Source organism: Actinomadura sp. NPDC047616 (assembly GCF_040642915.1).
Taxonomy (GTDB): Bacteria; Actinomycetota; Actinomycetes; order Streptosporangiales; family Streptosporangiaceae; genus Spirillospora; species Spirillospora miaoliensis.
This window is the reverse complement of record NZ_JBEYTB010000021.1, coordinates 18,914-41,613: the sequence shown is the minus strand read 5'-3', so window position 1 is coordinate 41,613 and position 22,700 is coordinate 18,914. Positions and strand designations below refer to the sequence as shown.

Sequence of the window (22,700 nt, the reverse complement as noted above, 5' to 3'; positions counted from 1 at the left end):
CCGGCGCGGACGGGACCCCCGGCATGCCCGGCCCACCGATGCCCGGGAGCCCGGGCCGAGCGGCGGGGACTTGACGCGGTCCTATACCGTGGATTGAGGATGACTTCGCACGTCGACCACCAAAATGTGACCGACGCCACGCAACCGATCTGCTAGCGTTTGGCGTCTTATTTACCGGGAACGCCATCAACGAAGTGGCGGCGCCGATCGTGCTCGACCCGCGACGTCCCGATGACGGGGTCGCTCTGGCACCGCACCGATCCGCGCACCCCCTCGGCCCACCCGCCATGCGCGGCCGAGGCCCGGCCCGGCTCGCCCGGTCTCACCGGAGAACGTCTCCGGGAGCCGACCGCCGCGGCACGCGACGTCACCCGCCGCACCGCGTCGACCACCGGCGCCGAACCGGCCGGAACGGTGAAACGTACCTCTGACAGGGCGGTCAGCCGCCCGACCGCGCGCACCGGCCGCGCGCGAGCAACCGGCCCATCCGGGTCACGACCTTCGGGGAGCGACTTTGCCAACTGCGACCATGCCTGCCAAGCACAGCCCGGCGGACGCGGCGCGCTACGAACGCGACGTGCTGCCGCTGGTCGACCCCCTGTACGCCAGCGCCGTGCGCATGACGCGCAACAGCGCCGACGCCGAGGACCTCGTGCAGGAGACCCTCGCCAAGGCGTACGTGAACTTCCACCAGTTCCAGGAGGGCACCAACCTCAAGGCGTGGCTGCACCGGATCCTCACCAACAACTTCATCAACAACTACCGCAAGCGGCAGCGCGAGCCGCAGCGCGCCGGCTCCGAGGAGCTGGAGGAGTGGCAGATCGCCCAGGCCGCCACGCACTCGGCCGGCTTCCGCTCCGCCGAGTCCGAGGCGCTGGAGCGCATCCCGGACGGCGAGATCGTCGAAGCCCTGCGGGCGCTGCCCAAGGAGTTCCGTGACGCGGTCTACCTGGCCGACGTCGAGGGCTACGCCTACAAGGAGATCGCCGAGATGATGGGCACCCCCATCGGCACGGTGATGTCCCGGCTGCACCGGGGCCGCAAGCAACTGCGCGAGGCCCTGGCCGACCACCGCCGCGCCCACACGCTCGCGGCATGAGCGGCGCCCCGCCGCCGAGCAGGAAGTCCCCCACCCCCCTCACGATCCCGTGGTCACCCCGGTGACCACGGGATCGCCCCTTTGAGGGCCACCCTCCCGGACCCTGTGTAGTCACTTGACTACAGTTGGCCATGTCCGCTCCTGGACACGCGACCGACTCGACAACATCGGGAGATCCCATGCCGCATCTCGTCGCCACCGCACTCGCCGGCGCCGCCCTGGCCGTGCTGCCCGTCATGCCGGCCACCGCCGAGCAGACGGCCGACCATACGACGGACCACACCACGGACCATACGAGCGACCAGACGGCCGCCCAGCGCGGCGGCGTCCGCGGCCAGTTGCGCCTGACGCTGACCTATCCGGGGCAGAGCACCTCCGGCACCCGCACCGTCACGTTGCGCTGCGAGCCGCACGGCGGCAGCCACCCCAGCGCGGCGAAGGCGTGCGCGGAGCTCGGCCGCCGCGGCGGCAACCCGGCCCGCGAGGCCGACGACACCGTCTGCACCATGATCTATTCGCCCGTGGTGGCCTCGGCCAAGGGCACCTGGGGCGGGCGTCCGGTCGACTTCCGCAAGGAGTACCCCAACGACTGCGTGCTGCGGTCGCAGACCGGTTCGGTGTTCGCCTTCTGAGCGTCGCCGTCCGAGCCTGCGCCTGGCATCGCTGGTCAGCGCGCGGCGCGGCGTGTCCGCGACAGCCGGACGGCCGCGCCGCGCATACCCCCGCCGCCCACGGGTAATGCGCCGAGACAGGCCGTCTCTACGCTGAGTAAGCGGGAAGGAGCGCCCGCCTTGTCGCGAAGAGTGAGCGATGTCATGACCCGCCGACCCCAGGCGCTGCCCCTGGACGCCACTCTCTACGAGGCGGCGCGGATCATGCGTGACGAGGGGATCGGTGACGTCCTGGTCACCCTGGGCGGCCGGCTGTGCGGGCTGGTCACCGACCGCGACATCGTGGTCCGCGGGGTCGCCGAGCGGCGGGACGCCTCGCACACTCCGCTGGGCGAGGTGTGCAGCGCCGACCTGGTGACGGTCGGCCCCGACGACGACCTCGACACCGCGGCGCGGCTGATGCGCGACCAGGCGATCCGGCGTCTGCCGGTGGTGGACGCGGAGCGGCGCCCGCTCGGCATCGTCTCGATCGGCGACCTGGCGAGGGCCGACGGCATGGGGCCCGGCGTGCTGGCGGGCATCTGCCAGGCGCCGCCGAACTTCTGAAGGGCCGCGCACCGCACGCCCCCGAATCCCCTCGGTGACCACCGCGGGCGGACCGGGCGACCGGGCGCCGGCCAGGGTGTGAATCGGTCGTTCGAGAGGATAACGTCGTGGTTGTGCCGCCCGCCGAATCCGTACTCACCGACCGGCTCGCCTTCGAGATCGCCCGGCTGGGCGTCGTCGGCGAGTCGTCCGACGTGGGCACGCTGCACCGGGTGACCGAACTGGCGTGCCGCGCGGTGCCGGGGTGCGCGGGCGCGTCCAGCGTTCGCTGGAGCATTCCCCAGTCCCCCGACGACCGGCCCGAGCCGCTGGCGTCCGCCGCCAGCCACCCCGACCTGGCCGAGATCGTCGACCGGCAGCTCGCGCGCGGCCACGGCCCCATACACGAGGTGGTGGACACCCGCCGGCCCGTCATGTCCGACGACGTGCTGGCCGAGACCCGGTGGCCGGAGACCGCGGCGGACATGCTGCGCCGCGGCATCCGCTGCTTCACCACCACGCCGCACGCGAAGGAACCCGTCCTGGTCACCCTCAGCCTGTACGGGGTGCGGCCGCGCGCCCTGTCCTCGGGCGGACACGGCGAGCAGGGGCAGCACGTGCTGGCCTCGCTGCTGGTGGCACAGGGCAGCGCCGCCATGTCCAACAGCCTGCAGTACGAAGAGGTGCACCGCACCGCCGTGCAGCTCCAGGAGGCGGTCGAGTCCCGGGCGGTCGTCGACCAGGCCAAGGGCATCCTCATGCACGCGCTGGGCTGCGACGCCGACCAGGCGTTCGCCGAGCTGCGCCGCATCTCCCAGACCCGGCACGTCAAGCTGACCGCGCTGGCCCAGCGGATCGTGGGTGACCAGGGCCTTCTCTAGACCGGTCCAGTGGGCCGCGGACCCGTGGGGAGCATAGGCTTCGCACGGCGGCCGTAACAGAACCAGCCCACCGCCCATGCCCGGGCTTCGGTCCGTTCCCGTCGTGCCGCCCCGGAAGAGCCAGGAGTACCCCATGCCCGACCAGCTCGAACCAGAGAGCCTGATGCGCGAGATCGGCGATCTCGAGACGCGGATCGCCGAACTTCGCCAGGCCGCCGGCATGCGGGAGGCCGACCCCCGGGCCACCCTCGACGCCGCCCTGGTGGAGCTGGAGCTGGCGCTGACCGCCCTGCGCGCCCTGAACACCGAGCAGGGCGCGGCGGCCGGCCGTGCCTCGGCCTCCGCCGAGACCGAGCGGCGGGTGCTGCGGACGGTCTTCCAGGAGGCGCCCGTCCCGCTGTTCCTGCTGGACCGCGGCGCGGGCGTGCGCCGCGTCAACCGGCAGGCGGCGGCGCTGCTGGGCACCTCCCCCGGCTACGTGTCGGGCAAGCAGTTCACCGCCTTCTGCGATCTGCCGACCCGGGCCGCGCTGCGCTCCCAGCTCGCCGCGGTGGTGCGCACCGGGCGGCGCCGACGCGCGCAGGTGCGGTTCCTGGGCGGTGCCAGCCCCGTGGACGCGGTGGTGACGATGGTCCGGGTGTGGATCCGCGGCGAACCCGACCCCATGGTGATCGCGGCCGCCTCGCCGGCCGACGGCGCGGCGCCCGAGCAGGCGCGGCCCGCCCGGCGGGGCGCTCCGCGCGCGGCCGCCTCGTCCATGCCGCAACCGGCCGTGGCGCCCGGCGACGACGAGGCCGTGGCGACGATCGTCCACCGGATGGACGTGCTGGCCGGCGCCAGCGAGCTGCTGCTGGAGGAGCCGGTCTTCAACGAGACGGTCGCGGTGCGGCGCTGCGCCCGGCTGCTGGCCGCCGAGCTGGCCGACTGGGTGATCGTCGACCTGGTGCCCGACATGCCGGGGCAGCCCGGCACGGCCACGGCCGAGGAGCTGGCCGCCCGCGCCGTCGAGGGTCCCGAGCTGCGCCGCCAGGTCGTGCTCGGCCCGCAGGACGAGGCGTCCGCCGAGGCCGCCCGCCTGATCGAGGAGCTGCCCCCCGCCGCCGACACCCTGCCCTACACCGTCTACGGCAGCCGCAACAGCGCCCTGCGTCCCCATGTGGAGGAGCTGGACCTGCTGGGGACGTGCGAGGACGGCCAGCCGGTCTGCGTCAAGATCGGCGCCGGCTCGGTGCTGTGCGTGCCGGTGGAGGACGGCGAACGCTGCCTGGGCACGATCACCCTGGCGGTCAGCGGCGAGCACGGTCCGTTCGACCTGCTCGACCTGTCGGTGGTGCAGCGCCTGGGCCGCTACGTGGCGCTGGTGATCCGCGCCGCCCGGCTGTACCGGCGCCGCGCGCAGGTCGCCGACTCGCTGCAGGCCAGCCTGCTGCCCAAGCAGCTGCCCGCGATCCCGGGGCTGGTGCTGGCCGGGCGCTACATCGGCGCCACCGACGGCGTCGAGGTCGGCGGCGACTTCTACGACGTGTTCCCGACCCCCGACGGCTGGGGCCTGGTCCTCGGCGACGTGTGCGGCAAGGGCGAGGACGCCGCGGCGGTGACCGCCACCGCCCGGCACGGCGTCCGGCTGCTGTCGCGCCGCAAGGCCGGTCCGACCGAGGTGCTGTCGGAGGTCAACGAGGTGCTGCTGGACGAGGACCGCTTCGTCACCGCCGTGATGGCCACGCTGGTGCAGGGCAGCGAGCGGGTCACGGTGTCGCTGGGCTCGGCGGGCCACCCGCCCGCGATCGTGGTCCGGGCCGACGGGGTGATCCGCACGGTCACGGGCGGGGGCGTGCCGCTCGGGCTGTTCGACGACTTCGACGCCGGGCGCGACACCGTCGACCTCGGCGCGGGCGACACCCTGTTCCTGCACTCCGACGGGGTGCTGGAGGCGTGCGACATGAGGCGGCGGCAGTTCGGGGTCGACCGGCTGATGGACGTGCTGGCCGCGCACGCCACCGCCCCCCTGGAGGACATGCTCGGCGCCGTGGAGAGCGAGCTGCTGGACTTCTGTGACGGCGACCTGCGCGACGACGTGTCCATGCTGGCCGTCCGCGTGCTGCCGCCCAGCCTCAACTGACGCCCCGTTCGACCGTCTCGCCCCGTATGACCCGTATCAACCGAGATGTATCGCTTGAATGCTCGATGATCGGGTAATTGGGCGTTCATGGAACGCACCCCCTCCACACCGCGCGACGAGAGACCCCGCAACGAGACCGAGCACGAACGTCTCGACCGGCAGCTGATGGAGCTGCTGCAGGGCTACCGCGTCGCGGTCACCGGCGTCCAGGTGCTGTTCGCGTTCCTGCTCACCGTGCCGTTCGCGGTCGGCTTCCGCGAGGTGGACGACACCGGCCGCGTCCTGTACTACGTGGCGCTGTTCGGGGCGGCGCTGGCGTCGATCTGCTTCATCGCCCCGGTCACCCAGCACCGGATCCTGTTCCGGCTGGGCCAGAAGCCGCTGCTGATCCGGCGCGCCAACCGGTTCGGGATCTGCGGCGCGCTCGCCCTGGCGCTGTCGATCACGGCCGCCACCACGCTGATCGTGGACACGCTACTGCCGGACGCGGCGGCGGCCGCCACGGCGGCGATCGTCGCCTCGCTGTGCGGGTGGGCGTGGTTCGTCCAGCCGCTGCTGTCGCGCCGCGCCGCGCTCGCCGCGCGCAGCGCCGACCCCGACCCCGACGAACATCGTGGAGACCCCGGCGAAGGCCCCGACGGGCAGGTCACGGGCGGCTCCGGCGCCGCCTCACGCGAGACGGCGCCGAAGCGCGACGACCGGTGAACCGCGGCGGGCGGCTCAGTACGCCTTGCCGAACAGGACGCGCTTGCCGTACGCCGACGGACGGCCGCACTTGACGCACACGCCGCTCTCCTCGGGCGCCTGCTCGGGGATGACCCGGGGGGTGGCGGCGGTGTCGGCCTTGATGTCGTCCTCGCACTCGCCGCGGCCGCAGTGGAACGCGTTCGCCCAGCCCCCGGTGACCTGGCCGGTGAAGTCGTCCCAGGAGTCGACGGTGGCGGTGTGCTCGTCGCGGAACGCCTCGGCGCGGGCCAGCAGGAACGCCTGGAAGTCGGCGAGCACCCCGGGCAGCAGCTCGGGCACCTTCTCCAGCGGGATCTGCTCCTTGCCCTGGCCCTCGACGGTCGGCAGCCGCCGCACGACGGTGGCGACGCCGTTCTCCAGGTCGCGCATGCCGAGCTCGATGCGGACCGGGACGCCGCGCATCTCCCACTCGTTGAACTTGTACCCGGGGGTCAGCTGCGGGCGGTTGTCGTCCACGTGGACGCGGATGCCCATCGCCTTGATCGCGGCGCCCAGGCGGCGGGCCTCGGCGGCGGTGCGCTCGCCCTGCTCCTTGCGCCCGATCGGGACGATCACCACCTGGTAGGGCGCCAGCCGGGGCGGCAGCACCAGGCCCTTGTCGTCGCCGTGCGTCATGATCACGCCGCCGATCATGCGGGTGCTCATGCCCCAGGACGTGGTGTGGGCCAGCTTGAGCTGCCCGTCCTCGTCCTGGTACTGGATCTCGAACGCCTTGGCGAAGTTGGTGCCCAGGTAGTGGGACGTGCCGGCCTGCAGGGCCCGGCCGTCGCGCATCATGCCCTCGATGGTGTAGGTGCGCACGGCGCCCGCGAAGCGCTCGCCGGGGGTCTTCTCACCCGCCACCACCGGCATGGCGGCCAGCTCGCGGGCCACGCCGGCGTAGGCGTCCAGGGCCCACATGGTCTCGCGCATCGCGTCGTCCTCGTCGACGTGCGCGGTGTGCCCCTCCTGCCACAGGAACTCGGTGGTGCGCAGGAACATCCGGGGCCGCATCTCCCAGCGGACCACGTTGGCCCACTGGTTGAGCAGCAGCGGCAGGTCGCGGTGCGACTCGATCCACTTGGCCATGTACTCGCCGATGACCGTCTCGGAGGTGGGCCGCACCACCAGCGGCTCCTCCAGGTCCTTGCCGCCCGCGATCGTCACCACGGCCAGTTCGGGCGAGAAGCCCTCGACGTGCTCGGCCTCCCGCTTGAGGTAGGACTCCGGGATGAACAGCGGGAAGACGGCGTTGTCGTGCCCGGCGTCCTTGATGCGCCGGTCCAGGTCCGCCTGGAGCAGCTCCCAGACCCGGTACCCGTACGGTCGGATGACCATCGTCCCCCGCACCGGACCACGGTCGACGAGCTGGGCCTTGACGACCAGCTCGTTGTACCAGGCGGAGAAATCTTCGCTCTGCGGCGTCACACCTTCACGACTCACGCTGACGAGGGTACTAACAGACGCCGCCCACCCAGCACACATTCTCTCCGCACGTCAAGCATCCCACCCCCGACCGCCCGCCGCTCAACGACATGTCACCCGGCGGTTCGCCGGCTCGTTCGACCGGTTCCTGGTGTTCGGGGCGGACGGCTCGGTGTACGAGTCGCCCGAGCCCGTGTGGGACGAGAAACGGGTGTCGCGGGCGCGCTGAGCAGAGGGCGCCGATCAGGGAGCGCTGATCAGGGAGTGCTGGTCAGAGGGCGACGTCGAAGGAGACCCGCACGTCGTCGGCCAGCTTGAGGGCGCCGAAGAACGCCGAGTACGGCTTGATGCCCCAGCGGGTCTGCTTGACGGTCGCCTCGCCCTTCAGCCGGTCGCCGTCCGCGGCCGCCTCGACGGTCAGCGGCTCGGTGCGTCCGGCGACCGTCAGCTCGCCCTCGACGGTGAACCGCTCGGGCGTCCCGCTGACCCCGGTGGACCGGAAGGTGATCTCGGGATGCTCGCCGGCCCGCAGGACCTCCCGCATGTTGGCGGCGATCTGCTCGCGGTCGGCGTCCGACAGCGGCAGCACCCCGCCGGTGCCCTCGCGCACCTGCAGCCCGTCCGCGTCCACGGTGACCTCGACCGACGACTCGCCGGGCCCGCCGCCCACGACGGCGGTGCCGCGCCAGCGGGTCGCCTCGATCGTCAGGTCGTGCCCGGCCCGGCGGCCCAGCCCGCTGCGGCTCGTCCTGATCAGCAGCCGCCCGTCGTCCGGCCCGAACTCGTGCGTTCCCTCACGCAGTGCCATGGCCCCTCCCGACACGTCCCACGATACGCCGCCCGCCGTCAGCGGCCGGCGCCGCGCCGAGGGCCGATGCAGCGGACCCGGGTCCGCGGCTCGTAGGTGGTGTGGAACCGTTCGCGGCGCACCGTGCGGCCGTCTCGTGCCAGCACCCGCCAGACGTCGACCTGGAAGCCCCGGGCGCCGCGCGTGGGCAGGCACGAGGCACCGAGTCCGATGGCCGAGCCGTAGGGGGTGAATCCGTAGCGGGGCGAGGTCTTGGAGCGGACGTCGTAGCGGCGCACGCCCCACAGGCTCACGGTGAGGGACGCGCCGGTGTACGAGGCGCGGATCGTCACCGGGTGGCGGGAGTCGTTCGTCCAGGTGAAGTCCAGGTCGGGGTAGGCGACGGCGGCCTCGCGCCCGATCGGGTACTCCGGCATCCACAGGCTGTGGGAACGGGTGCGGCGGATGCGCATCCCCGCCTCGAACACCGCGTTGAACAACGTTGAGGAGACCTGGCAGATGCCGCCGCCCACGTCGTCGGCGACCATCCGGCTTCCCCTGATCGACGGCGCCGGAACGTAGCCGCGCGCACGGGTGCGCGGGCCGATCACTTTGTTGAACGAGAACGTCCGGCCGGGCCGCACCACGGCGCCGTCCAGGATGCGGGCGGCGAGCTGGATGTTGCGCACCCGCGGCTCGCCCGGCGTGAACCGCGTGGTGTAGGAGCTGATCATCCCCGGTGCGCCGGGCGGCGGCGGAGTCGGCGTCTGTACGGGGGCCGGTGCCCGGACGGGAGCCGGCGCCGGGCCGGGCGCGGGCGCGCGGCCCGCGGCGGCCGCCCGGTGGAAGGCGGTCGCGTTCTCGGCGGCCGACGCCCGGTCGCCCGCCCGCGTGCCGATGTCGGCCGCCAGGTACGTGCCGAGCACGGCCGCGACCGCGCCGAGCGCCACCGCGACGAACGGCCAGCCGCGCCGCGCGCACGCCGCCAGGCTCGGCCGGGCCGCGCGGGAGCGGCGGACGCCCCGCGGGCGCCGGAGCGCGCGCGGACGGCGGACACCCCGCGAACGTCTGACGCGGTGCGCGCGCCGGGCCCGAGGGCCGCGCGTCGCCTGTGGTCCGGGCACCATGGTCGTGCCACACCTCCCCGAAAGCACCGGGGAAGCGTTACACGGCCGTGCGGCGGCGTGCCCGGGCACTTCGGTGAGGTTTACCGAGCCGAAAGCCGCGCTTCACCCGCGGCACAACCGCCCGCGTCCGCGATCGACCGGCCGCGCGTGGAATGTCCGCTACCGCAGCCGGGGCAGCACCTGGTCGCGGTAGAACTCGAAGAAGCCGTCGGGCTCGGGGCCGATCTGGTTGACGTAGATCTCGTCGAACCCGGCCTCGACGAACGGGCGGATCGCGGCGACATGCCGTTCGGGGTCGGGGCCGCACGGCACGTTCTCGCGGATCATGTCCTCGGTGACGAGCTGCCCGAGCTGGTCGAAGTGCCGCGGCACCTGCAGGATCTGCGCCGCCTCGCCCTCGATCTGCTCGTTGCGCCACAGCCGGTGGACGGTCTTGACGGCCTGTCCCTCGTCCTGCCCCCAGCACGCCTTCAGACCGGCCTGCATGGGCTTGCCGTGCCCGCCGGCGCTGCGGAACGACTGGATGGGCCCCGGGTCGGGCATGGTCGTCATGAAGCCGTCGGCGATGCGGCCCGCCAGCGACGCGGCCCGGTCGCCGAACCCGGACATGTAGATGGGCGGCGGCGCGTCCGGCAGCGTGTAGAGCCGGGCGGTGTCCACGCGGTAGTGCCGGCCGCGGTGGGTGATCTGGCGGCCGCCGAACAGCGCCCTGATGATCTCGACGGCCTCCTCCAGCATCTCCAGGCGCTCGGCGGCCGGCGGCCAGGGCGCGCCGGTGATGTGCTCGTTCAGCGCCTCCCCGCTGCCGAGCCCGAGCCGGAACCGGCCGTTCAGCATCACCTGGCTGGTGGCGGCGGCCTGCGCCACGATCGCCGGGTGGATCCGGAAGGTCGGGCAGGTGACCGCCGTGGTGATCGGCAGAGACACGGCCTGCGACAGGGCGCCGATCACCGACCAGACGAACGGGCTCTGGCCCTGCTCGTCCAGCCACGGATGGAAGTGGTCGGAGATCCACAGCGCCTCGAACCCGGCCTGCTCGGCCAGCCGCGCCTGCCGGATCAGCTCCTCGGGTCCGTGCTCCTCGCAGGACAGGAAGTAACCGAAGGTCGTCATGGACGCATTCCCCCCCTTGCCTGGACGTTCGCCTGGACGTCGCGCCGCCCCGCCGCCGCCCGTCTCAGGCGGGCGCGGCGGGTCGTGCGGGCACGGCGAGCGGTTCAGCGGGCGGTTCAGCGGGCGCGGGCGCCCTCGCGCAGCCGTTCGGGATCGACCTCGCGGGACGGGTTGCGCCGCAGGTACTCGGCCTCCAGCTGGTTCATCCGCCGGGTGTGCTCGCCGAACGCCTGGTCGGCGGCGTGCCGCAGGGCGTCCATCCGGGTGTCGTAGAGATGCCCCAGTTCCCGCAGGAGGTCCTGGTCGCTGAGCGCGCTGGGTTGGACTCCGGTCGTCATGACCCCAATCCTCAAGATCGTCCTGATGTGCGTACCTGACGCGTACCCGACCGCAGCACGGCAAACATGCTCACGGCGCGGTCTCACGGCACGGGGGCTCAGTGCGCACGCGGGCAGAACACGGCCAGGGCGCCCGCCCGCTTGCCGAAACGGACCTTGGTGGACACCGACGAGACCTCTCCGTCCCTGGCCACCCGCAGGTCGCCGTTCAGCGAGACCAGCTCCAGCGCGCCGCCGCGCCAGGCGCGGTAGCCGGGGGTGAGGTGCAGGTGCCCCAGCAGCACCGCCGCGAGCGCGCGCAGGCGCGGCGCCCGCCGTCCCGTCGTGACCATGCGGATGTCGAGCTGCCCGTCGTCCAGGTGCCGCCGCCAGGTGGGCGCCGGGCCCCGCGAGCCGTACAGGCAGTTGCCGACGAACGCCAGCCAGACCTTGCGGGGCCGGCCGTCCACCGTCATGTCGACGGGCCGGGCGTGCCGCAGGGTCCGGACGGCCGCGACCGCCAGCGCGGGCCACTTGCCGAGCCGCCGCTCCAGGCGTTCGCGCCGGTCCACCAGCTCGGCGTACGCGCCGAAGCTGGCGGTGTTGAGGAACACCATCGGCTCGTCGGCCGCGCCGCCGGCGACGATCTCCCCCACGTCCACCCGGGCCAGGCAGCCGTCCCGGTAGGCGTTGACCGCGTGCATCGGCGACTCGACGCCGAGAGCCCGCGCGAAGTGGTCGAACGTGCCGCCCGGGATCGGCAGCAGCGGCACGTCGTGCCGCAGCGCCGCCCGCGCGCCCGCGTTGACCGTGCCGTCCCCGCCGACGATCGCCAGCACCTCGGCCCGCGCGGCGGCGTCGTCCAGGGCGCGTTCGACGTCCTCGTCCGGGCCCACCCGGACGATCTCGGCGCCCGGCAGTTCGCGCTGCAGCACCGCGATCGCCGACTCGGCGACCGTCGGCACCAGCGGCCCGCCGCCGTTTCCGCCCGCGCCCGACCCGACGTTCACCACCGCCACCACGCCGCGCCCCTCCGGGTGGATCCTGACGTGCTCCGCGGCGGTCGGGGTCGCCCGCGCCACCGGCGGGCGGGCGGGCCACACCAGCCGCGTGCCGAGCCCGGCCGCCACCCCGATGCCCAGGCCCGCCAGCACGTCCCCGGGATAGTGCGCCCCGGTGTAGACGCGGGAGAACGCCACGGCGCCGGCGGTGAGCGCGACCGGCACGGCCACGGCGGCCGGCGCCTCCATCGCCACGCCCGTCGCGAAGGCCCCCGCCGACGCCGAGTGGCCGGACGGGAACGCGGGCGAGGTCGGCAGCCGGAACCGGATCCGGATCGGCGGCACCAGGTCCACGACCGGGCGCTTGCGCCGGAACGCGTGCTTGCCGACCAGGTTCACGGCCGGGCTGGCCACCGCGATCGCGATCGCGCCGCGCAGCCCGGCGCGCCGCAGCCGCGCCTGCCGCGTCAGGCCGAGCGCCCCCGCCGTGGTGAACCACAGCACACCGTGGTCGGCGAACCGCGACAGCCGCGGCAGCACGTACTCCAGGCCGGGCAGCCGGGCCGCGGCAACCTGCTCGAACGCCCGCCGGTCCAGCCGGTGCAGGGCACGCCACACCGGCCCCCGGAAAACGATCCGTCGGCGGGTCACCCCACCACCGCGCACGTCCACCGCCATTCCCGCCGCCGGCGCCCCCGGCCGTCGCGACGGCCGTCCCGGCGCCTTCCGGTGATTCGCCTGCATGCCCGGGGTATCCCCGAGGAGTCGGACATGATTCCCAAAGATCTCAAATCAGGGGTCACATGCGTGCGATCGTCCCGCACAGGAGGCGGACTGCAATAGGCTTCCCGGCATGAGTCACCCGGAACGGCTCAGCTCCCCGGGTGGCGAGCCGGTCGGCACCATCACGGACCCTTCCCACATGAACGGACGGGTCGGTGAGTCCCTGGCCGAGTTCGCCAAACGGCACGGGCTGACACGCAGCGCCGCCCGCCCCCCGCTGCGCAGGTACGTCCAGGAGCTGTGGCAGCGCCGGACGTTCATCTGGGCGTTCGCCTCGGCCAAGACGGCCTCCACCTACTCCGCCTCGCGCCTGGGCCAGCTGTGGCAGGTCCTCACCCCGCTGCTGAACGCCGCCGTCTACTACCTGATCTTCGGCGTGCTGCTGCAGACCAACCGCGGCATCGACAACTTCACCGCCTACCTGATCACGGGCGTCTTCGTCTTCACCTTCACCCAGCGGTCGCTGACCGCCGGGGCCAAGTCGGTCGGCAACAACCTGTCGCTGATCCGGGCGCTGCACTTCCCGCGCGCCTCGCTGCCGTTCGCCTACGTCATCATGGAGCTGCAGCAGCTGCTGATCTCCATGTTCGTGCTGCTGGTGATCGTGCTGGCCACCGGCGAGATGCCCACCCTGCACTGGCTGCTGATCGTTCCGGTGCTCCTGCTCCAGCTGCTGTTCAACGTGGGGATCAGCCTGGCCATCGCCCGCGCGGGCGCGTTCGTGCGCGACATCCAGCAGCTGCTGCCGTTCATCACCCGCACCTGGCTCTACTTCTCCGGTGTGTTCTTCTTCATCCCGAAGATGGTGCACCGGTTCGAAAAGGACGGCCACGCCTGGATCGGCCACATCCTGGAGGCCAACCCCGGCGCGGTCTACATCGAGCTGATGCGCACCTCGCTGATCAGCAGCTTCCGGCACAACCTCGTCCCCTACGACCCCAACTACGCCCGCCTGTGGCTGTACGCGGTCCTGTGGGCCGTGATCGCCTTCGCCGGCGGATTCTGGTACTTCTACCGTGCGGAGGAGAGGTACGGCCGTGGCTAAGGCGCTCAAAGAGAAGATCGCGATGACCACAGGGGCGCAGCCGGAGGTCGTCATCGACCCCGACCGCGAGCCGATCGTCGTGGTGGACGGCCTGCACATCGTCTACCGGGTCTACAGCGCCGGCGGCGGCAAGGGCACGGCGGCGACCGCGCTGCTGCGCATCCTGCGGCGGGAGAACCGGCCGCAGATGAAAGAGGTGCACGCGGTCCGCGGGGTGTCGTTCATCGCCTACCGCGGCGACGCCATCGGCGTGATCGGCACCAACGGCTCGGGCAAGTCCACGCTGCTCAAGGCGATCGCGGGGCTGCTGCCCCCGGCCCGCGGCGCCGTCTACACCGACGGGCAGCCGTCCCTGCTGGGCGTCAACGCCGCGCTGATGCGCGACCTGTCGGGCTCGCGCAACATCATCCTGGGCTGCCTGGCCATGGGCCTGTCCCAGGAGGAGACCAAGCAGCGCTACGACCAGATCGTCAAGTTCGCCGACCTCAAGCCGGGCTTCATCGACTACCCGATGTCGACCTACTCCTCCGGCATGGGCGCCCGGCTGCGCTTCGCCATCGCCGCGGCCCGCACCCACGACGTGATGCTCATCGACGAGGCCCTGGCCACCGGCGACGCCAAGTTCAAGCGCCGCAGCAAGGCCAAGATCGACGAGCTGCGCAAGAACGCCGGCGCGGTCTTCCTGGTCGCCCACAACCTCGACGTGATCGAGGAGACCTGCAACCGCGTCATCTGGCTGGACGAGGGCCGCGTCAAGATGGACGGCGACCCCCAGGAGGTCCTCTCCGCCTACACCGAGGCCACCGGCAAGTAGAACCCCTTTCCCGCACACGTCCCCGCCCGGATGCCGATCGGCGACCGGGCGGGTTTTTCGTCCGCGCGCCGCCTTCCGGGCCGTGCGCGCCCGCGCGTGCCGGGCACCCCTGGTACAGATGGGGTTGGGAAAACGGATCATCTGATGAGGAGGTCGCATGGCCGCCAAGCCACCGCTTCCGCACGAGTACCTGCCGCAGGTGCCGTCGTTCACGCTGACCAGCGACGACATCGCCGAGGGGCAGCGGCTGGCCGAGGAGCACGTGTTCAACGACTGGGGCTTCAGCGGCGGCAACCGGTCGCCCCAGCTGTCCTGGTCCGGCTTCCCCGCCGAGACCCGCAGCTTCGCAGTCACCTGCTTCGACCCCGACGCGCCCACCGGCAGCGGCTTCTGGCACTGGGTGCTGTTCGACATCCCCACCGACATCGTGTCGCTGCCGACCGGCGCGGGCACCGAGGACGCCAAGGTCGGCGTGCACGCCCGCAACGACTACGGCATCAAGGCGTACGGCGGGAGCGCCCCGCCGCCCGGCGAGCCGCACCGCTACGTGTTCACCGTGCACGCCCTGGACGTCGAGTCGCTGGGCCTGGACTCCGACGCCTCGCCCGCCGTGGTCGGGTTCAACATCACCGCCCACACCGTGGCCCGCGCCTCGATCGTCGCGCTGTACGGGGTCGAGGGCTCCTGACCGCTCCCTGACGTGGAGAGCCCCTTCGCGAGGGGCTCTCCACGTGGTCTCCGCCGAGCCTGCGCGTCAGCGCGGGGACGTGGGGTCGGGGCCGTGCGCCAGGGCCGCCCGCACCAGGATCGCCGTGAGGTAACCGCCGTTCGGCCCCCAGGCGGCCCATTCGGGGGAGAGTTCGGCGGTGTAATGGCCGTTCTCGCCGGTCACGGCGGCGTCGGCGGCAAGGTCTCCCATGGGCGGTCAGTGGCCGGTGGCGCCGTCGACGCGTTCGCGCAGCAGGTCGGCGTGGCCGTTGTGGCGCGCGTATTCCTGGATCATGACCGTGTAGACGAACCGCAGGTTCATCTCCACCTCGCGGCGCGGATCGAGGAACGTCTCGTCCAGGGAGCGTCCGGCGGTCGTCCGGCGGACGGTCTCGATCTCGTCGAGATAGGCGGCGTAGTCGGCCGCGGCGTCGGCGCCGTCGACGGTGAACTCGGCGGTCATGTCGTCCTCGGTGACGTAGAGGTAGCCGGGCCGTTCACCGGCGAAGCGGTACCGGAACCAGTCCCGTTCCACCTCCGCCATGTGCCGGACGATGCCGAGCAGCGAAAGGTTCGACGGTTCGACGCCGCGCAGTTTCAGCTGCTCCTCGGTCAGGCCGCCGCATTTCCACAGAAGCGTCTGCCGATGGAAGTCGAGCCAGGAGTCGGCGAGCGCACGCTCGTCCCCGGTCAGATGCCGTGTCCAGCCGCGTTCCAGTGGGACTTCCGGTGCCACCCATCCCATCGCGCCATTATCACCACGCGGACGCGGCCCGGCCATCGCGTTTCGGCCGGCACCGGTGGGGACGGTGGCCCGTGCCGGGCGTCGTCCCAGGCCGCCGGGCGGGTGGCCCGGGACGACCCGATCAGCCGGAGGCCTCGCCCGCGGCCATGGCCTTCACCTCGTCGGTGCTCAACGGCCGCCCGCCGACGCCCCAGGAGCCGCTCTTGACGTCCTCGACGATCACCAGGGTCAGGGAACGCATGTTCTCGCCCTCGATACCGACCATCGCGTCGGTCAGCCTCTTCACGATCTCCGCCTTCTGAGCCTCGCTGAACACGCCCTCGAGCACCTTCACATTGATCAACGGCATCCGTCCGCCCCCCTCGGTTCGTGCGACATGTGCGCCGTACTGTCGCAACATGACGGCCACCGGTGTGACACCACTGCCGTATCCGGCGGGCGGCGGCTCAACCCTCCGCCGCCGGCGATCACGGCCGCGCAGGTGCTGGAAGGCCCGACGAGCGGCACCGGATCCGCGACGCTGCGATCTCAGGTGAGCAGCCAGCCTCCGTCGATGTCGAGGTTGACGCCGTTGACGGACGGGTTGCGCAGCAGGAAGGCGACCGCGTCGGCCACGTCCTCCATGGTGGCGAGACGTCCGGTGGGCGTGCGGGAGACGATGGCGTCCAAGGGCTTGTCGCGCCAGAACGGGCTGTCGCCGACGATGCCCGGGTGCACCGCGTTGACGCGGATCGGCGCCAGCTCCACGGCCAGGGTGCGGACGAGCCCCGTGACGGCGCCGTTGACGGCGGACACCATCGTCGACCCCGGGTAGGGGCGGTCCTTGGCCAGGCCGCCGAAGATGACGATCGACCCGTCCCGGCTCATGCGCGGCAGCAGCGCGTGCACGACCTCGGTGTAGCCGACGAGCTTGAGCGTGGCCAGGCGTTGCGCGCCGTCCAGCCGGTAGTCGGCGGCGGTGTTCTGGTCGCGTTCGATCGCGGCCAGCACCACGTGGTCCACGTGCTCAACGTCGGCGAGCGCGGAGGCGATCTCGCCGGGACGGGTCAGGTCGAGGGCGAGGCCGCGGGCGCCGCCGATCTCCTTGGCGGCGGTGGCGGCGCGGGACGCGTCCCGCCCCGTGATGATCACCTCGGCGCCCCGGGCGGCGTGCTGCCGGGCGATCTCGCGGCCGATGCCGGACGTGCCGCCCACGATCACGATGGTCGTCATGAGGTCGCTCCTTCGCCGCGCAGGGGCTCCCAGTCGCGGACGAACCTGTAGGAATGGCGTGAGGGCGGTTGCGGTGCCTGCGTCTCCAGCCAGCGGACGCGTCCCGGTCCCGCGTTGGTGAACGAGTGCACGCAGCCCGCGCCCGCCCACGCGATGTCGCCGGGGCCGAGCAGGTGCCGTTCCCCGTCGAACACGGCCTCGGTGCGTCCTTCCAGGATGAGGTACGTCTCCTCCAGCGGGTGGTCGTGCGGGCCCGCCACCCCGTCCCGCTCGTACTGCACCATGAACATGGTCGACAGCCGCGCGCCGAGTTCGCCGTCCACCATCATCTTGACGGTGATTCCGCTGTAGACGAGCAGGGCGGTGCGCATGCTCGCCGAGACCGCCAGCAGATCCTGGGTTTGTTTGTCCGGGTCCATGTTGGCGGGTTCGATATGGCCGTAGCGGCGGGTCCGCGGATCGCGTACGTCGACAGGAGACGGGGGCGCCACGGGGAAGGCGGGCGCCTCGAATGTGTCGTGGTCGTATTGGGCCCGGGGCACGGGAGCCTGCATTTCGGCCCAGCGGCATGGGGCGTCGCCGTCGTTGCGCCAAAGGTGGGGGACGCCGACCGGCACGATTCCGTAGTCGCCCGGCTGGACGCGGACGGAGCCTTCCGGTGTCGCGACGACAGCCGAGCCTTCCAGGACGTAGAACGATTCCTCGAACGAATGCATGTGCGCGTTCAGCGAAGCACCGGAGTCCAGTTCACAGATCGCGAATCCGGTGTGCACGGCGCCGGTGTGTTCACCGACCGCGGCCCAGCGCCGGTATCCGGGGGCGGGGGCGGTGAACTCGGCGTCCGCCGCCCTGCGCACCAGGTGCCGTACCGTCATGCCGCCTTCTCCACCCGGGCGAGGAGGCGGTCACGGGAGGCTTCGACCAGGGCGCGCGCCCGGTTCACGTCGGCGAGCAGCCGCCCGTCGCGCTTGCGGACCACCCCGCCGACGATCACGGTCTCCACGTTGGACACGTCCGCGCTCAGCGTCACGGCGGCGGCCGCGTCGTGCACCGGCGCCATGTTGATCGCGGTGGCGTCCACCACGACGACGTCGGCCTGCTTTCCGGGGGTGAGCGAGCCCGTGCGGTCTTCCAGCCCGGCGACGTGGGCGCCGTTGACCGTCGCGATCTCCAGCATCCGGCGGGCGGTGAGCATGGTGTCGGGGACGGGCGTGTCGGCCTCCCAGCAGGCGGCGTTGACGCGGGCGCGGTCGGCGGCGAACGCCGCGCGGATCTCGGTGAACATGTCGCCGGGGACGGTGGTGACCACGTCGGCGGACAGGCCGGGCCGCAGCCCGTGCTCCAGCGCCTTCATGACGGGCGGCCAGCCGTGCCCCATCTGCATCTCCACCTGCGGCGCGACGGAGACGGTGCCGCCCGTGTCGGCGACCAGGCGCCATTCTTCCTCGGACAGATAACAGCAGTGGACGTAGGTGGTGTCGGGGCCGAGCAGCCCGAGTTCGCCCAACTGCCTGACCATGTCGAAGCGGCCGGCCTGGCGGCCCATTCCGACATGGACGGTGATGGGAATGGCCAGTTCGCGGGCGAGCGCCCATTCCGCGCGGACGACGTCGGGCACGCAGAATCCCGGGCCGCGCGTCGCGAGCGCCATTGTCAGCAGGCCGTCGCCGGACGAGAAATACGTGGAGCGGACGCGCCTCACGTCGTCGTCCGGGATGACGCGCTTGCTCTCGAACCAGTACTCGGCGAGGGATGTGTTGGCGCTTCCGTAGGCGTACTGCGCGCGGATTCCCGCCTCCTGGAGCCCGCGGATGGCGGCGTCGGCGTGCTCGGGGGTGTTGTTGATGTGCGACCAGTCCACGAGCGTGGTGATTCCGGCGTTGAGGCATTCCAGCGCCCCGGCGAGATTGCTCGCGTGAACGTCCTCGGGGGTGTAGACGGGGGCGAAAGTGTCGAGGATGTCGACGAAGTAGTCGTCCAGGGTGGCGTCGGGGGCGACGCCGCGGATGGCGGACTCCCAGGTGTGCCGGTGGGTGTCGACGAATCCGGGGATGACGATGCGTCCGGCGACGTCGATGACCTCGGCGTCGGCGTCGATGCGGGGTCGCACGGCGGCGATCGTGCCGTCCTCGATGAGGACGTCGCCGGACGGCAGGTCGCCGAGGTCGGGGTCCATGGTGAGCACGTGGCCACCACGGAGGAGCATGCGATGGGTCATGGCCGCCTCCTGCATGGGGGGTGGTGGGAGGGCGTGGGAAGTCAGTAGCGGGCCAGGGCGCGTGCGGCTTCGGTGACTTTGTCGACCGTCGGGATGACCTGGTCTTCCAGGACGTCCGCGAACGGCAGGGGGACGCAGGCGGCGGCGACCCGCCGCACCGGGGCGTCGAGCAGTTCGAACCCCTCGTCGGCGACGATCGAGGCGACGGTGCCGCCCCAGCCGCCCTGGTAGGGGTTCTCCTCCACGATCAGCAGGCGCGAGGTGCGCTCCAGCGAGCGCAGCACGGCCGCCATGTCCAGCGGGACGAGACAGCGCAGGTCGATGACCTCGGCGCCGACTCCCTCGGCGGCCAGTCGGCCGGCGGCGGCCAGCGCGGTCGGCACGGTGGACGCCAGCGCCACGATCGTCAGGTCGTCGCCGCCGCGCACGACCGCGGCCTCCCCCAGTTCCACCACGTGACCGTCCGGTGGCAGCGGGCCCTCGCTCGCCAGCAGGCCCTTGTGCTCGAAGAACACCACGGGGTCGGGGCTGCGGATCGCGGCGGCCATCATGCCGATCACGTCGGCGGCGGTGGACGGCGCGGCGATCTTCAGTCCGGGCACGGTCAGCGCCCAGTTCTCCACGGCCTGCGAGTGCTGGGCGCCGAAGCCCAGGCCGCCGCCGTTGGCGGTGCGCACCACCAGCGGGACGGTGACCTGCCCGCCGGTCATGTACCGGACCTTGGGGATCTCGTTGGCCAGGTAGTCCCAGCAGCAGGCCAGAAAGTCGCTGAACATGATCTCGGCGACGGGCCGCAGCCCGGTCATCGCGGCGCCCATCGCGGCCCCGACGATGGCCTGCTCGGAGATCGGGGTGTCCCAGACCCGTTCGGGGCCGAACTCCTCGAACAGCCCGGCGGTCGTCTTGAACACGCCCCCGGCCGCGCCGATGTCCTCGCCCAGGCACACCACCGCCGGGTCGCGGCGCATCTCGCGGGCGATGCCCTCGGCGACCGCCGCCCGGTAGGTGATCACGTCCGCCATGCCGCGCCTCCGTCCGCCCACACGTCGGTGAACGCCTCGGCCGGGTCGGGGCCGGGCGCGTCCTCGGCCGCCGCGACGGCCGCGTCCACGGCGGCGCGGACGCGTTCGTCGGCCTCCAGCACCTTGGCGTCCGGGACGCCGAGCGCTTCGAGACGGGCCCGCGCCAGGTCGAGCGGGTCGTGCTTGAGCCAGCGTTCGACCTCCTCTGCGGGCCGGTACCTGGCCGGGTCGGCGCGGCTGTGCCCGTAGTGCCGGTACGTCCGCGCCTCGATGATCGACGGGCCGTCGCCGGCACGGGCGCGGGCGGCCGCCCGTCCCACCGCCTCGGCGACGACGACCACGTCGTTGCCGTCGATGACCTCGCCGTCCAGCCCGTACGCCGACGCGCGGTCGGCGGCCGGGTTGGCGACGGCCGTCACCGTCCCGATCGGCGTGTACTCCATGTAGAGGTTGTTCTCGCAGACGAACACGACGGGCAGCGACCACACCGCCGCCAGGTTGAGCGCCTCGTGGAACGCCCCGATGTTGGTCGCGCCGTCCCCGAAGAACGCCACCGCGACCTGCCCGCTGCCGCGCAGCTTCGCCGACCACGCCGCGCCCGCCGCCATCGGCAGGTGCGCCCCCACGATCGCGTACGAGCCGAGCATCCCGGACGACGCCTTCGTCAGGTGCATCGAGCCGCCCTTGGCCCCGCACACGCCCGTTGCCTTGCTCATCAGCTCGGCCAGGCACTCCTCCGCGCTCGCGCCGCGCGCCATCGCGTGGTGGTGGCCGCGGTAGGTGGCGAACACGTAGTCGTCGTCGCGCAGCGCCGCGCTCGCGCCCACCGCGACCGCCTCGTGCCCGGCGGCCAGGTGCGTCGTGCCCTTGACCAGTCCCGCCATGAACAGGTCGTGCGCCGCCTTCTCGGTGCGGCGGATCAACGCCATCCGCTCGTACAGCCCCAGCAGCTCCTCGGCGCCGATCATCGGGGGCCGCCGTTGTCGCGGTTCAGGTGCGACTCGGGCTCGCGCAGCGTGTTCAGCGCTCCCCCGGCCGTCCAGTACCTGCGCCCGGCCACCAGCAGCTCCTCCGCCGGGAACTTGGTGATGACCTCGCAGCCGTCCGCCGTCACCACCACCTCCTCCTCGATGCGGGCCGCGGACCAGCCGTCGGACGCGGGCCAGTACGTCTCCAGCGCGAACACCATGCCCGCCTCCAGCGTCTCGGGATGGTCCGGCGACACCAGCCGGCTGAAGATCGGCTTCTCCCAGATCGACAGCCCGACGCCATGGCCGTACTGCAGGGCGAACGCGGCCGTCTCGTCGGCGAACCCGAACTCCTGCGCCCGCGGCCACACCGACACGATGTCGGCCGTCGTCGCCCCCGGCTTGACCAGCGAGATCGCCTCGTCCATGTACTCGCGGCAGCGAACGTAGGCGTCCCGCAGCGCCCGCGACGCGCTGCCGACGGCGAACGTGCGGTAGTAGCAGGTGCGGTAGCCCAGGTGGCTGTGCAGGATGTCGAAGAACGCGGGGTCGCCCGGACGGACGATCCGGTCGCTGTAGACGTGCGGGTGCGGTGAGCACCGCTCCCCCGAGATCGCGTTCACGCCCTCGACGTACTCGCTGCCCAAGTCGTACAGCACCTTGCTGACCAGCCCCACGCACTCGTTCTCGCGGACGCCCGGACGCAGGAACCCGTACAGCTCCTCGTAGGCGGCGTCCACCATGGAGCACGCCTGGGTCAGCAGCGCTATCTCGTCGCGGGTCTTGACGCGGCGGGCCTCCATGAACACCTGCTGGCCGTCCAGCACGTCGACGCCTTCGTCGCGCAGCGCGAAGAGCACCGGCGGCTCGACCACGTCGACACCGAGCGGCTCGTTGTGCAGCCCGCGCTCCCGCAGCACGGTCGCGACCTTCTTCGCCACGTCGGCGGCGATGCCCGCCTCCGGCGGGAAGGCGCCGCGCAGCGTGGAGATCCCCGCACGCGCGCCGTCGCCCAGCCAGGGGTTGTAGATCTGGTGGTGCCGCGCCGCCGACCCGAAGTCCCAGATGACGGGGTCGCCGTCGCGGGTCAGCAGGGCGAACCGGATCAGCTTGTCCATCGCCCACGTGCCGATGTGCGTCGCGGTCATGTAGCGGATGTTGGAGAAGTCGAACGCCAGCACCGCGCCGAGGCCGGACCGGGCCAGATGCTCTCTCAGCCTGCGCAGCCGCTCGCGCCGCAGCCGGCCGAGGTCGACGCGCTCCTCCCAGTCGACCGCGTTGGGCCCGAAGGTCCTGATCGCCACCGCCGGTTCACCTCCAAGCTCGCCCCCTTCAATGAAGTACCGGTGAACACTCCTGTCAATAGTCACTGAACATTCGCCGGTGACCGTTCA

General features: G+C 72.3%; 24 protein-coding genes. 9 read left to right on the top strand and 15 right to left on the bottom strand.

All coding sequences use genetic code 11. From position 1 onward, the window contains the following. Positions 1–529 precede the first annotated feature (529 nt). From ABZ801_RS36405 to ABZ801_RS36380, 6 genes are all read left to right on the top strand, one after another. Entirely contained in the window at positions 530–1,099 is a 570-nt protein-coding gene (locus tag ABZ801_RS36405; protein WP_344942956.1) for a sigma-70 family RNA polymerase sigma factor, read from the top strand. A 179-nt stretch (positions 1,100–1,278) separates the two neighbouring features. Beyond that, entirely contained in the window at positions 1,279–1,731 is a 453-nt protein-coding gene (locus ABZ801_RS36400) for an SSI family serine proteinase inhibitor (protein WP_360707117.1), read from the top strand. Between the two features lie 183 nt (positions 1,732–1,914). Next, complete coding sequence (locus ABZ801_RS36395; protein WP_344942950.1) at positions 1,915–2,316, top strand: CBS domain-containing protein; 402 nt, start codon at positions 1,915–1,917, stop codon at positions 2,314–2,316. Between the two features lie 107 nt (positions 2,317–2,423). After that, positions 2,424–3,176, top strand: coding sequence for an ANTAR domain-containing protein (locus ABZ801_RS36390; protein WP_360707114.1), 753 nt, complete (start codon positions 2,424–2,426; stop codon positions 3,174–3,176). Between the two features lie 133 nt (positions 3,177–3,309). After that, on the top strand, positions 3,310–5,295 hold the full coding sequence (locus tag ABZ801_RS36385) for a SpoIIE family protein phosphatase (protein WP_360707111.1): 1,986 nt from the start codon (positions 3,310–3,312) through the stop codon (positions 5,293–5,295). Positions 5,296–5,382: 87 nt separating this feature from the next. After that, on the top strand, positions 5,383–6,000 hold the full coding sequence (locus tag ABZ801_RS36380) for a DUF6328 family protein (protein WP_344942941.1): 618 nt from the start codon (positions 5,383–5,385) through the stop codon (positions 5,998–6,000). 15 nt (positions 6,001–6,015) lie between these two features. On the opposite strand, the gene proS is transcribed toward ABZ801_RS36380, so the two are convergent. The 6 genes from proS to ABZ801_RS36350 form a co-directional block, all read right to left on the bottom strand. Beyond that, positions 6,016–7,464: a proline--tRNA ligase gene (proS, locus tag ABZ801_RS36375; protein ID WP_360707108.1), complete on the bottom strand. Its 1,449-nt coding sequence runs from the start codon at positions 7,462–7,464 to the stop codon at positions 6,016–6,018. Positions 7,465–7,717: 253 nt separating this feature from the next. Further along, entirely contained in the window at positions 7,718–8,254 is a 537-nt protein-coding gene (locus tag ABZ801_RS36370; protein ID WP_360707105.1) for a YceI family protein, read from the bottom strand. 38 nt (positions 8,255–8,292) lie between these two features. Continuing rightward, positions 8,293–9,360: a VanW family protein gene (locus ABZ801_RS36365; protein ID WP_360707102.1), complete on the bottom strand. Its 1,068-nt coding sequence runs from the start codon at positions 9,358–9,360 to the stop codon at positions 8,293–8,295. A gap of 159 nt (positions 9,361–9,519) precedes the next feature. Continuing rightward, positions 9,520–10,473: an LLM class F420-dependent oxidoreductase gene (locus ABZ801_RS36360; RefSeq protein ID WP_360707099.1), complete on the bottom strand. Its 954-nt coding sequence runs from the start codon at positions 10,471–10,473 to the stop codon at positions 9,520–9,522. A gap of 116 nt (positions 10,474–10,589) precedes the next feature. Continuing rightward, positions 10,590–10,811, bottom strand: a complete 222-nt coding sequence (locus tag ABZ801_RS36355) for a DUF6158 family protein (protein WP_344959621.1) — start codon at positions 10,809–10,811, stop codon at positions 10,590–10,592. 98 nt (positions 10,812–10,909) lie between these two features. Then, entirely contained in the window at positions 10,910–12,442 is a 1,533-nt protein-coding gene (locus ABZ801_RS36350) for a phosphatase PAP2 family protein (protein ID WP_360707096.1), read from the bottom strand. Positions 12,443–12,644: 202 nt separating this feature from the next. Between ABZ801_RS36350 and ABZ801_RS36345 the strand changes: the two genes are divergently transcribed. From ABZ801_RS36345 to ABZ801_RS36335, 3 genes are all read left to right on the top strand, one after another. Next, positions 12,645–13,619 (top strand): ABC transporter permease, encoded by a 975-nt coding sequence (locus ABZ801_RS36345; protein WP_360707092.1) that lies wholly within the window; start codon positions 12,645–12,647, stop codon positions 13,617–13,619. A 22-nt stretch (positions 13,620–13,641) separates the two neighbouring features. After that, positions 13,642–14,433 carry an ABC transporter ATP-binding protein gene (locus tag ABZ801_RS36340; RefSeq protein ID WP_360707294.1) on the top strand — a complete coding sequence of 264 codons (792 nt, stop codon included), beginning with the start codon at positions 13,642–13,644 and terminating at the stop codon, positions 14,431–14,433. A gap of 157 nt (positions 14,434–14,590) precedes the next feature. Beyond that, the gene (locus ABZ801_RS36335; protein WP_360707089.1) at positions 14,591–15,121 is read left to right on the top strand and encodes a YbhB/YbcL family Raf kinase inhibitor-like protein; all 531 of its coding nucleotides are present in this window, start codon (positions 14,591–14,593) and stop codon (positions 15,119–15,121) included. A 66-nt stretch (positions 15,122–15,187) separates the two neighbouring features. On the opposite strand, the gene ABZ801_RS36330 is transcribed toward ABZ801_RS36335, so the two are convergent. From ABZ801_RS36330 to ABZ801_RS36290, 9 genes are all read right to left on the bottom strand, one after another. Next, positions 15,188–15,352 (bottom strand): hypothetical protein, encoded by a 165-nt coding sequence (locus tag ABZ801_RS36330; protein ID WP_360707087.1) that lies wholly within the window; start codon positions 15,350–15,352, stop codon positions 15,188–15,190. Positions 15,353–15,358: 6 nt separating this feature from the next. Then, complete coding sequence (locus ABZ801_RS36325; protein ID WP_360707084.1) at positions 15,359–15,886, bottom strand: DinB family protein; 528 nt, start codon at positions 15,884–15,886, stop codon at positions 15,359–15,361. 121 nt (positions 15,887–16,007) lie between these two features. After that, complete coding sequence (locus tag ABZ801_RS36320; RefSeq protein WP_360707291.1) at positions 16,008–16,286, bottom strand: 4-oxalocrotonate tautomerase family protein; 279 nt, start codon at positions 16,284–16,286, stop codon at positions 16,008–16,010. A gap of 128 nt (positions 16,287–16,414) precedes the next feature. After that, positions 16,415–17,098: an SDR family oxidoreductase gene (locus ABZ801_RS36315; RefSeq protein WP_360707081.1), complete on the bottom strand. Its 684-nt coding sequence runs from the start codon at positions 17,096–17,098 to the stop codon at positions 16,415–16,417. Next, entirely contained in the window at positions 17,095–17,973 is an 879-nt protein-coding gene (locus tag ABZ801_RS36310) for a cupin domain-containing protein (protein WP_360707078.1), read from the bottom strand. Before ABZ801_RS36310 ends, ABZ801_RS36315 begins: the two co-directional genes overlap by 4 nt. Further along, positions 17,970–19,316, bottom strand: coding sequence for an amidohydrolase family protein (locus ABZ801_RS36305; RefSeq protein WP_360707075.1), 1,347 nt, complete (start codon positions 19,314–19,316; stop codon positions 17,970–17,972). The genes ABZ801_RS36310 and ABZ801_RS36305 overlap by 4 nt, the downstream gene beginning before the upstream one ends. A 41-nt stretch (positions 19,317–19,357) precedes the next feature. Further along, the gene (locus ABZ801_RS36300; RefSeq protein ID WP_360707072.1) at positions 19,358–20,338 is read right to left on the bottom strand and encodes an alpha-ketoacid dehydrogenase subunit beta; all 981 of its coding nucleotides are present in this window, start codon (positions 20,336–20,338) and stop codon (positions 19,358–19,360) included. Then, a complete protein-coding gene (locus tag ABZ801_RS36295) occupies positions 20,326–21,306 on the bottom strand; it encodes a thiamine pyrophosphate-dependent dehydrogenase E1 component subunit alpha (RefSeq protein WP_360707069.1) in 981 nt (326 codons plus the stop codon). The genes ABZ801_RS36300 and ABZ801_RS36295 overlap by 13 nt, the downstream gene beginning before the upstream one ends. Next, the gene (locus ABZ801_RS36290; RefSeq protein ID WP_360707066.1) at positions 21,303–22,610 is read right to left on the bottom strand and encodes a Xaa-Pro peptidase family protein; all 1,308 of its coding nucleotides are present in this window, start codon (positions 22,608–22,610) and stop codon (positions 21,303–21,305) included. The genes ABZ801_RS36295 and ABZ801_RS36290 overlap by 4 nt, the downstream gene beginning before the upstream one ends. Positions 22,611–22,700: the final 90 nt, after the last annotated feature.

Coding starts and splice junctions, on each gene's coding strand:
- ABZ801_RS36325 (WP_360707084.1), bottom strand. CDS start 15,886: ATGGGATGGGTGGCACCGGAAGTCCCACTGGAACGCGGCTGGACACGG.
- ABZ801_RS36345 (WP_360707092.1), top strand. CDS start 12,645: ATGAGTCACCCGGAACGGCTCAGCTCCCCGGGTGGCGAGCCGGTCGGC.
- ABZ801_RS36400 (WP_360707117.1), top strand. CDS start 1,279: ATGCCGCATCTCGTCGCCACCGCACTCGCCGGCGCCGCCCTGGCCGTG.
- ABZ801_RS36335 (WP_360707089.1), top strand. CDS start 14,591: ATGGCCGCCAAGCCACCGCTTCCGCACGAGTACCTGCCGCAGGTGCCG.
- ABZ801_RS36405 (WP_344942956.1), top strand. CDS start 530: ATGCCTGCCAAGCACAGCCCGGCGGACGCGGCGCGCTACGAACGCGAC.
- ABZ801_RS36395 (WP_344942950.1), top strand. CDS start 1,915: ATGACCCGCCGACCCCAGGCGCTGCCCCTGGACGCCACTCTCTACGAG.
- ABZ801_RS36300 (WP_360707072.1), bottom strand. CDS start 20,338: ATGGCGGACGTGATCACCTACCGGGCGGCGGTCGCCGAGGGCATCGCC.
- ABZ801_RS36330 (WP_360707087.1), bottom strand. CDS start 15,352: ATGGGAGACCTTGCCGCCGACGCCGCCGTGACCGGCGAGAACGGCCAT.
- ABZ801_RS36310 (WP_360707078.1), bottom strand. CDS start 17,973: ATGACGGTACGGCACCTGGTGCGCAGGGCGGCGGACGCCGAGTTCACC.
- ABZ801_RS36385 (WP_360707111.1), top strand. CDS start 3,310: ATGCCCGACCAGCTCGAACCAGAGAGCCTGATGCGCGAGATCGGCGAT.
- ABZ801_RS36360 (WP_360707099.1), bottom strand. CDS start 10,473: ATGACGACCTTCGGTTACTTCCTGTCCTGCGAGGAGCACGGACCCGAG.
- ABZ801_RS36370 (WP_360707105.1), bottom strand. CDS start 8,254: ATGGCACTGCGTGAGGGAACGCACGAGTTCGGGCCGGACGACGGGCGG.
- ABZ801_RS36320 (WP_360707291.1), bottom strand. CDS start 16,286: ATGTTGCGACAGTACGGCGCACATGTCGCACGAACCGAGGGGGGCGGA.
- ABZ801_RS36295 (WP_360707069.1), bottom strand. CDS start 21,306: ATGATCGGCGCCGAGGAGCTGCTGGGGCTGTACGAGCGGATGGCGTTG.
- ABZ801_RS36315 (WP_360707081.1), bottom strand. CDS start 17,098: ATGACGACCATCGTGATCGTGGGCGGCACGTCCGGCATCGGCCGCGAG.
- ABZ801_RS36355 (WP_344959621.1), bottom strand. CDS start 10,811: ATGACGACCGGAGTCCAACCCAGCGCGCTCAGCGACCAGGACCTCCTG.
- ABZ801_RS36380 (WP_344942941.1), top strand. CDS start 5,383: ATGGAACGCACCCCCTCCACACCGCGCGACGAGAGACCCCGCAACGAG.
- ABZ801_RS36340 (WP_360707294.1), top strand. CDS start 13,642: ATGACCACAGGGGCGCAGCCGGAGGTCGTCATCGACCCCGACCGCGAG.
- ABZ801_RS36305 (WP_360707075.1), bottom strand. CDS start 19,316: ATGACCCATCGCATGCTCCTCCGTGGTGGCCACGTGCTCACCATGGAC.
- ABZ801_RS36365 (WP_360707102.1), bottom strand. CDS start 9,360: ATGGTGCCCGGACCACAGGCGACGCGCGGCCCTCGGGCCCGGCGCGCG.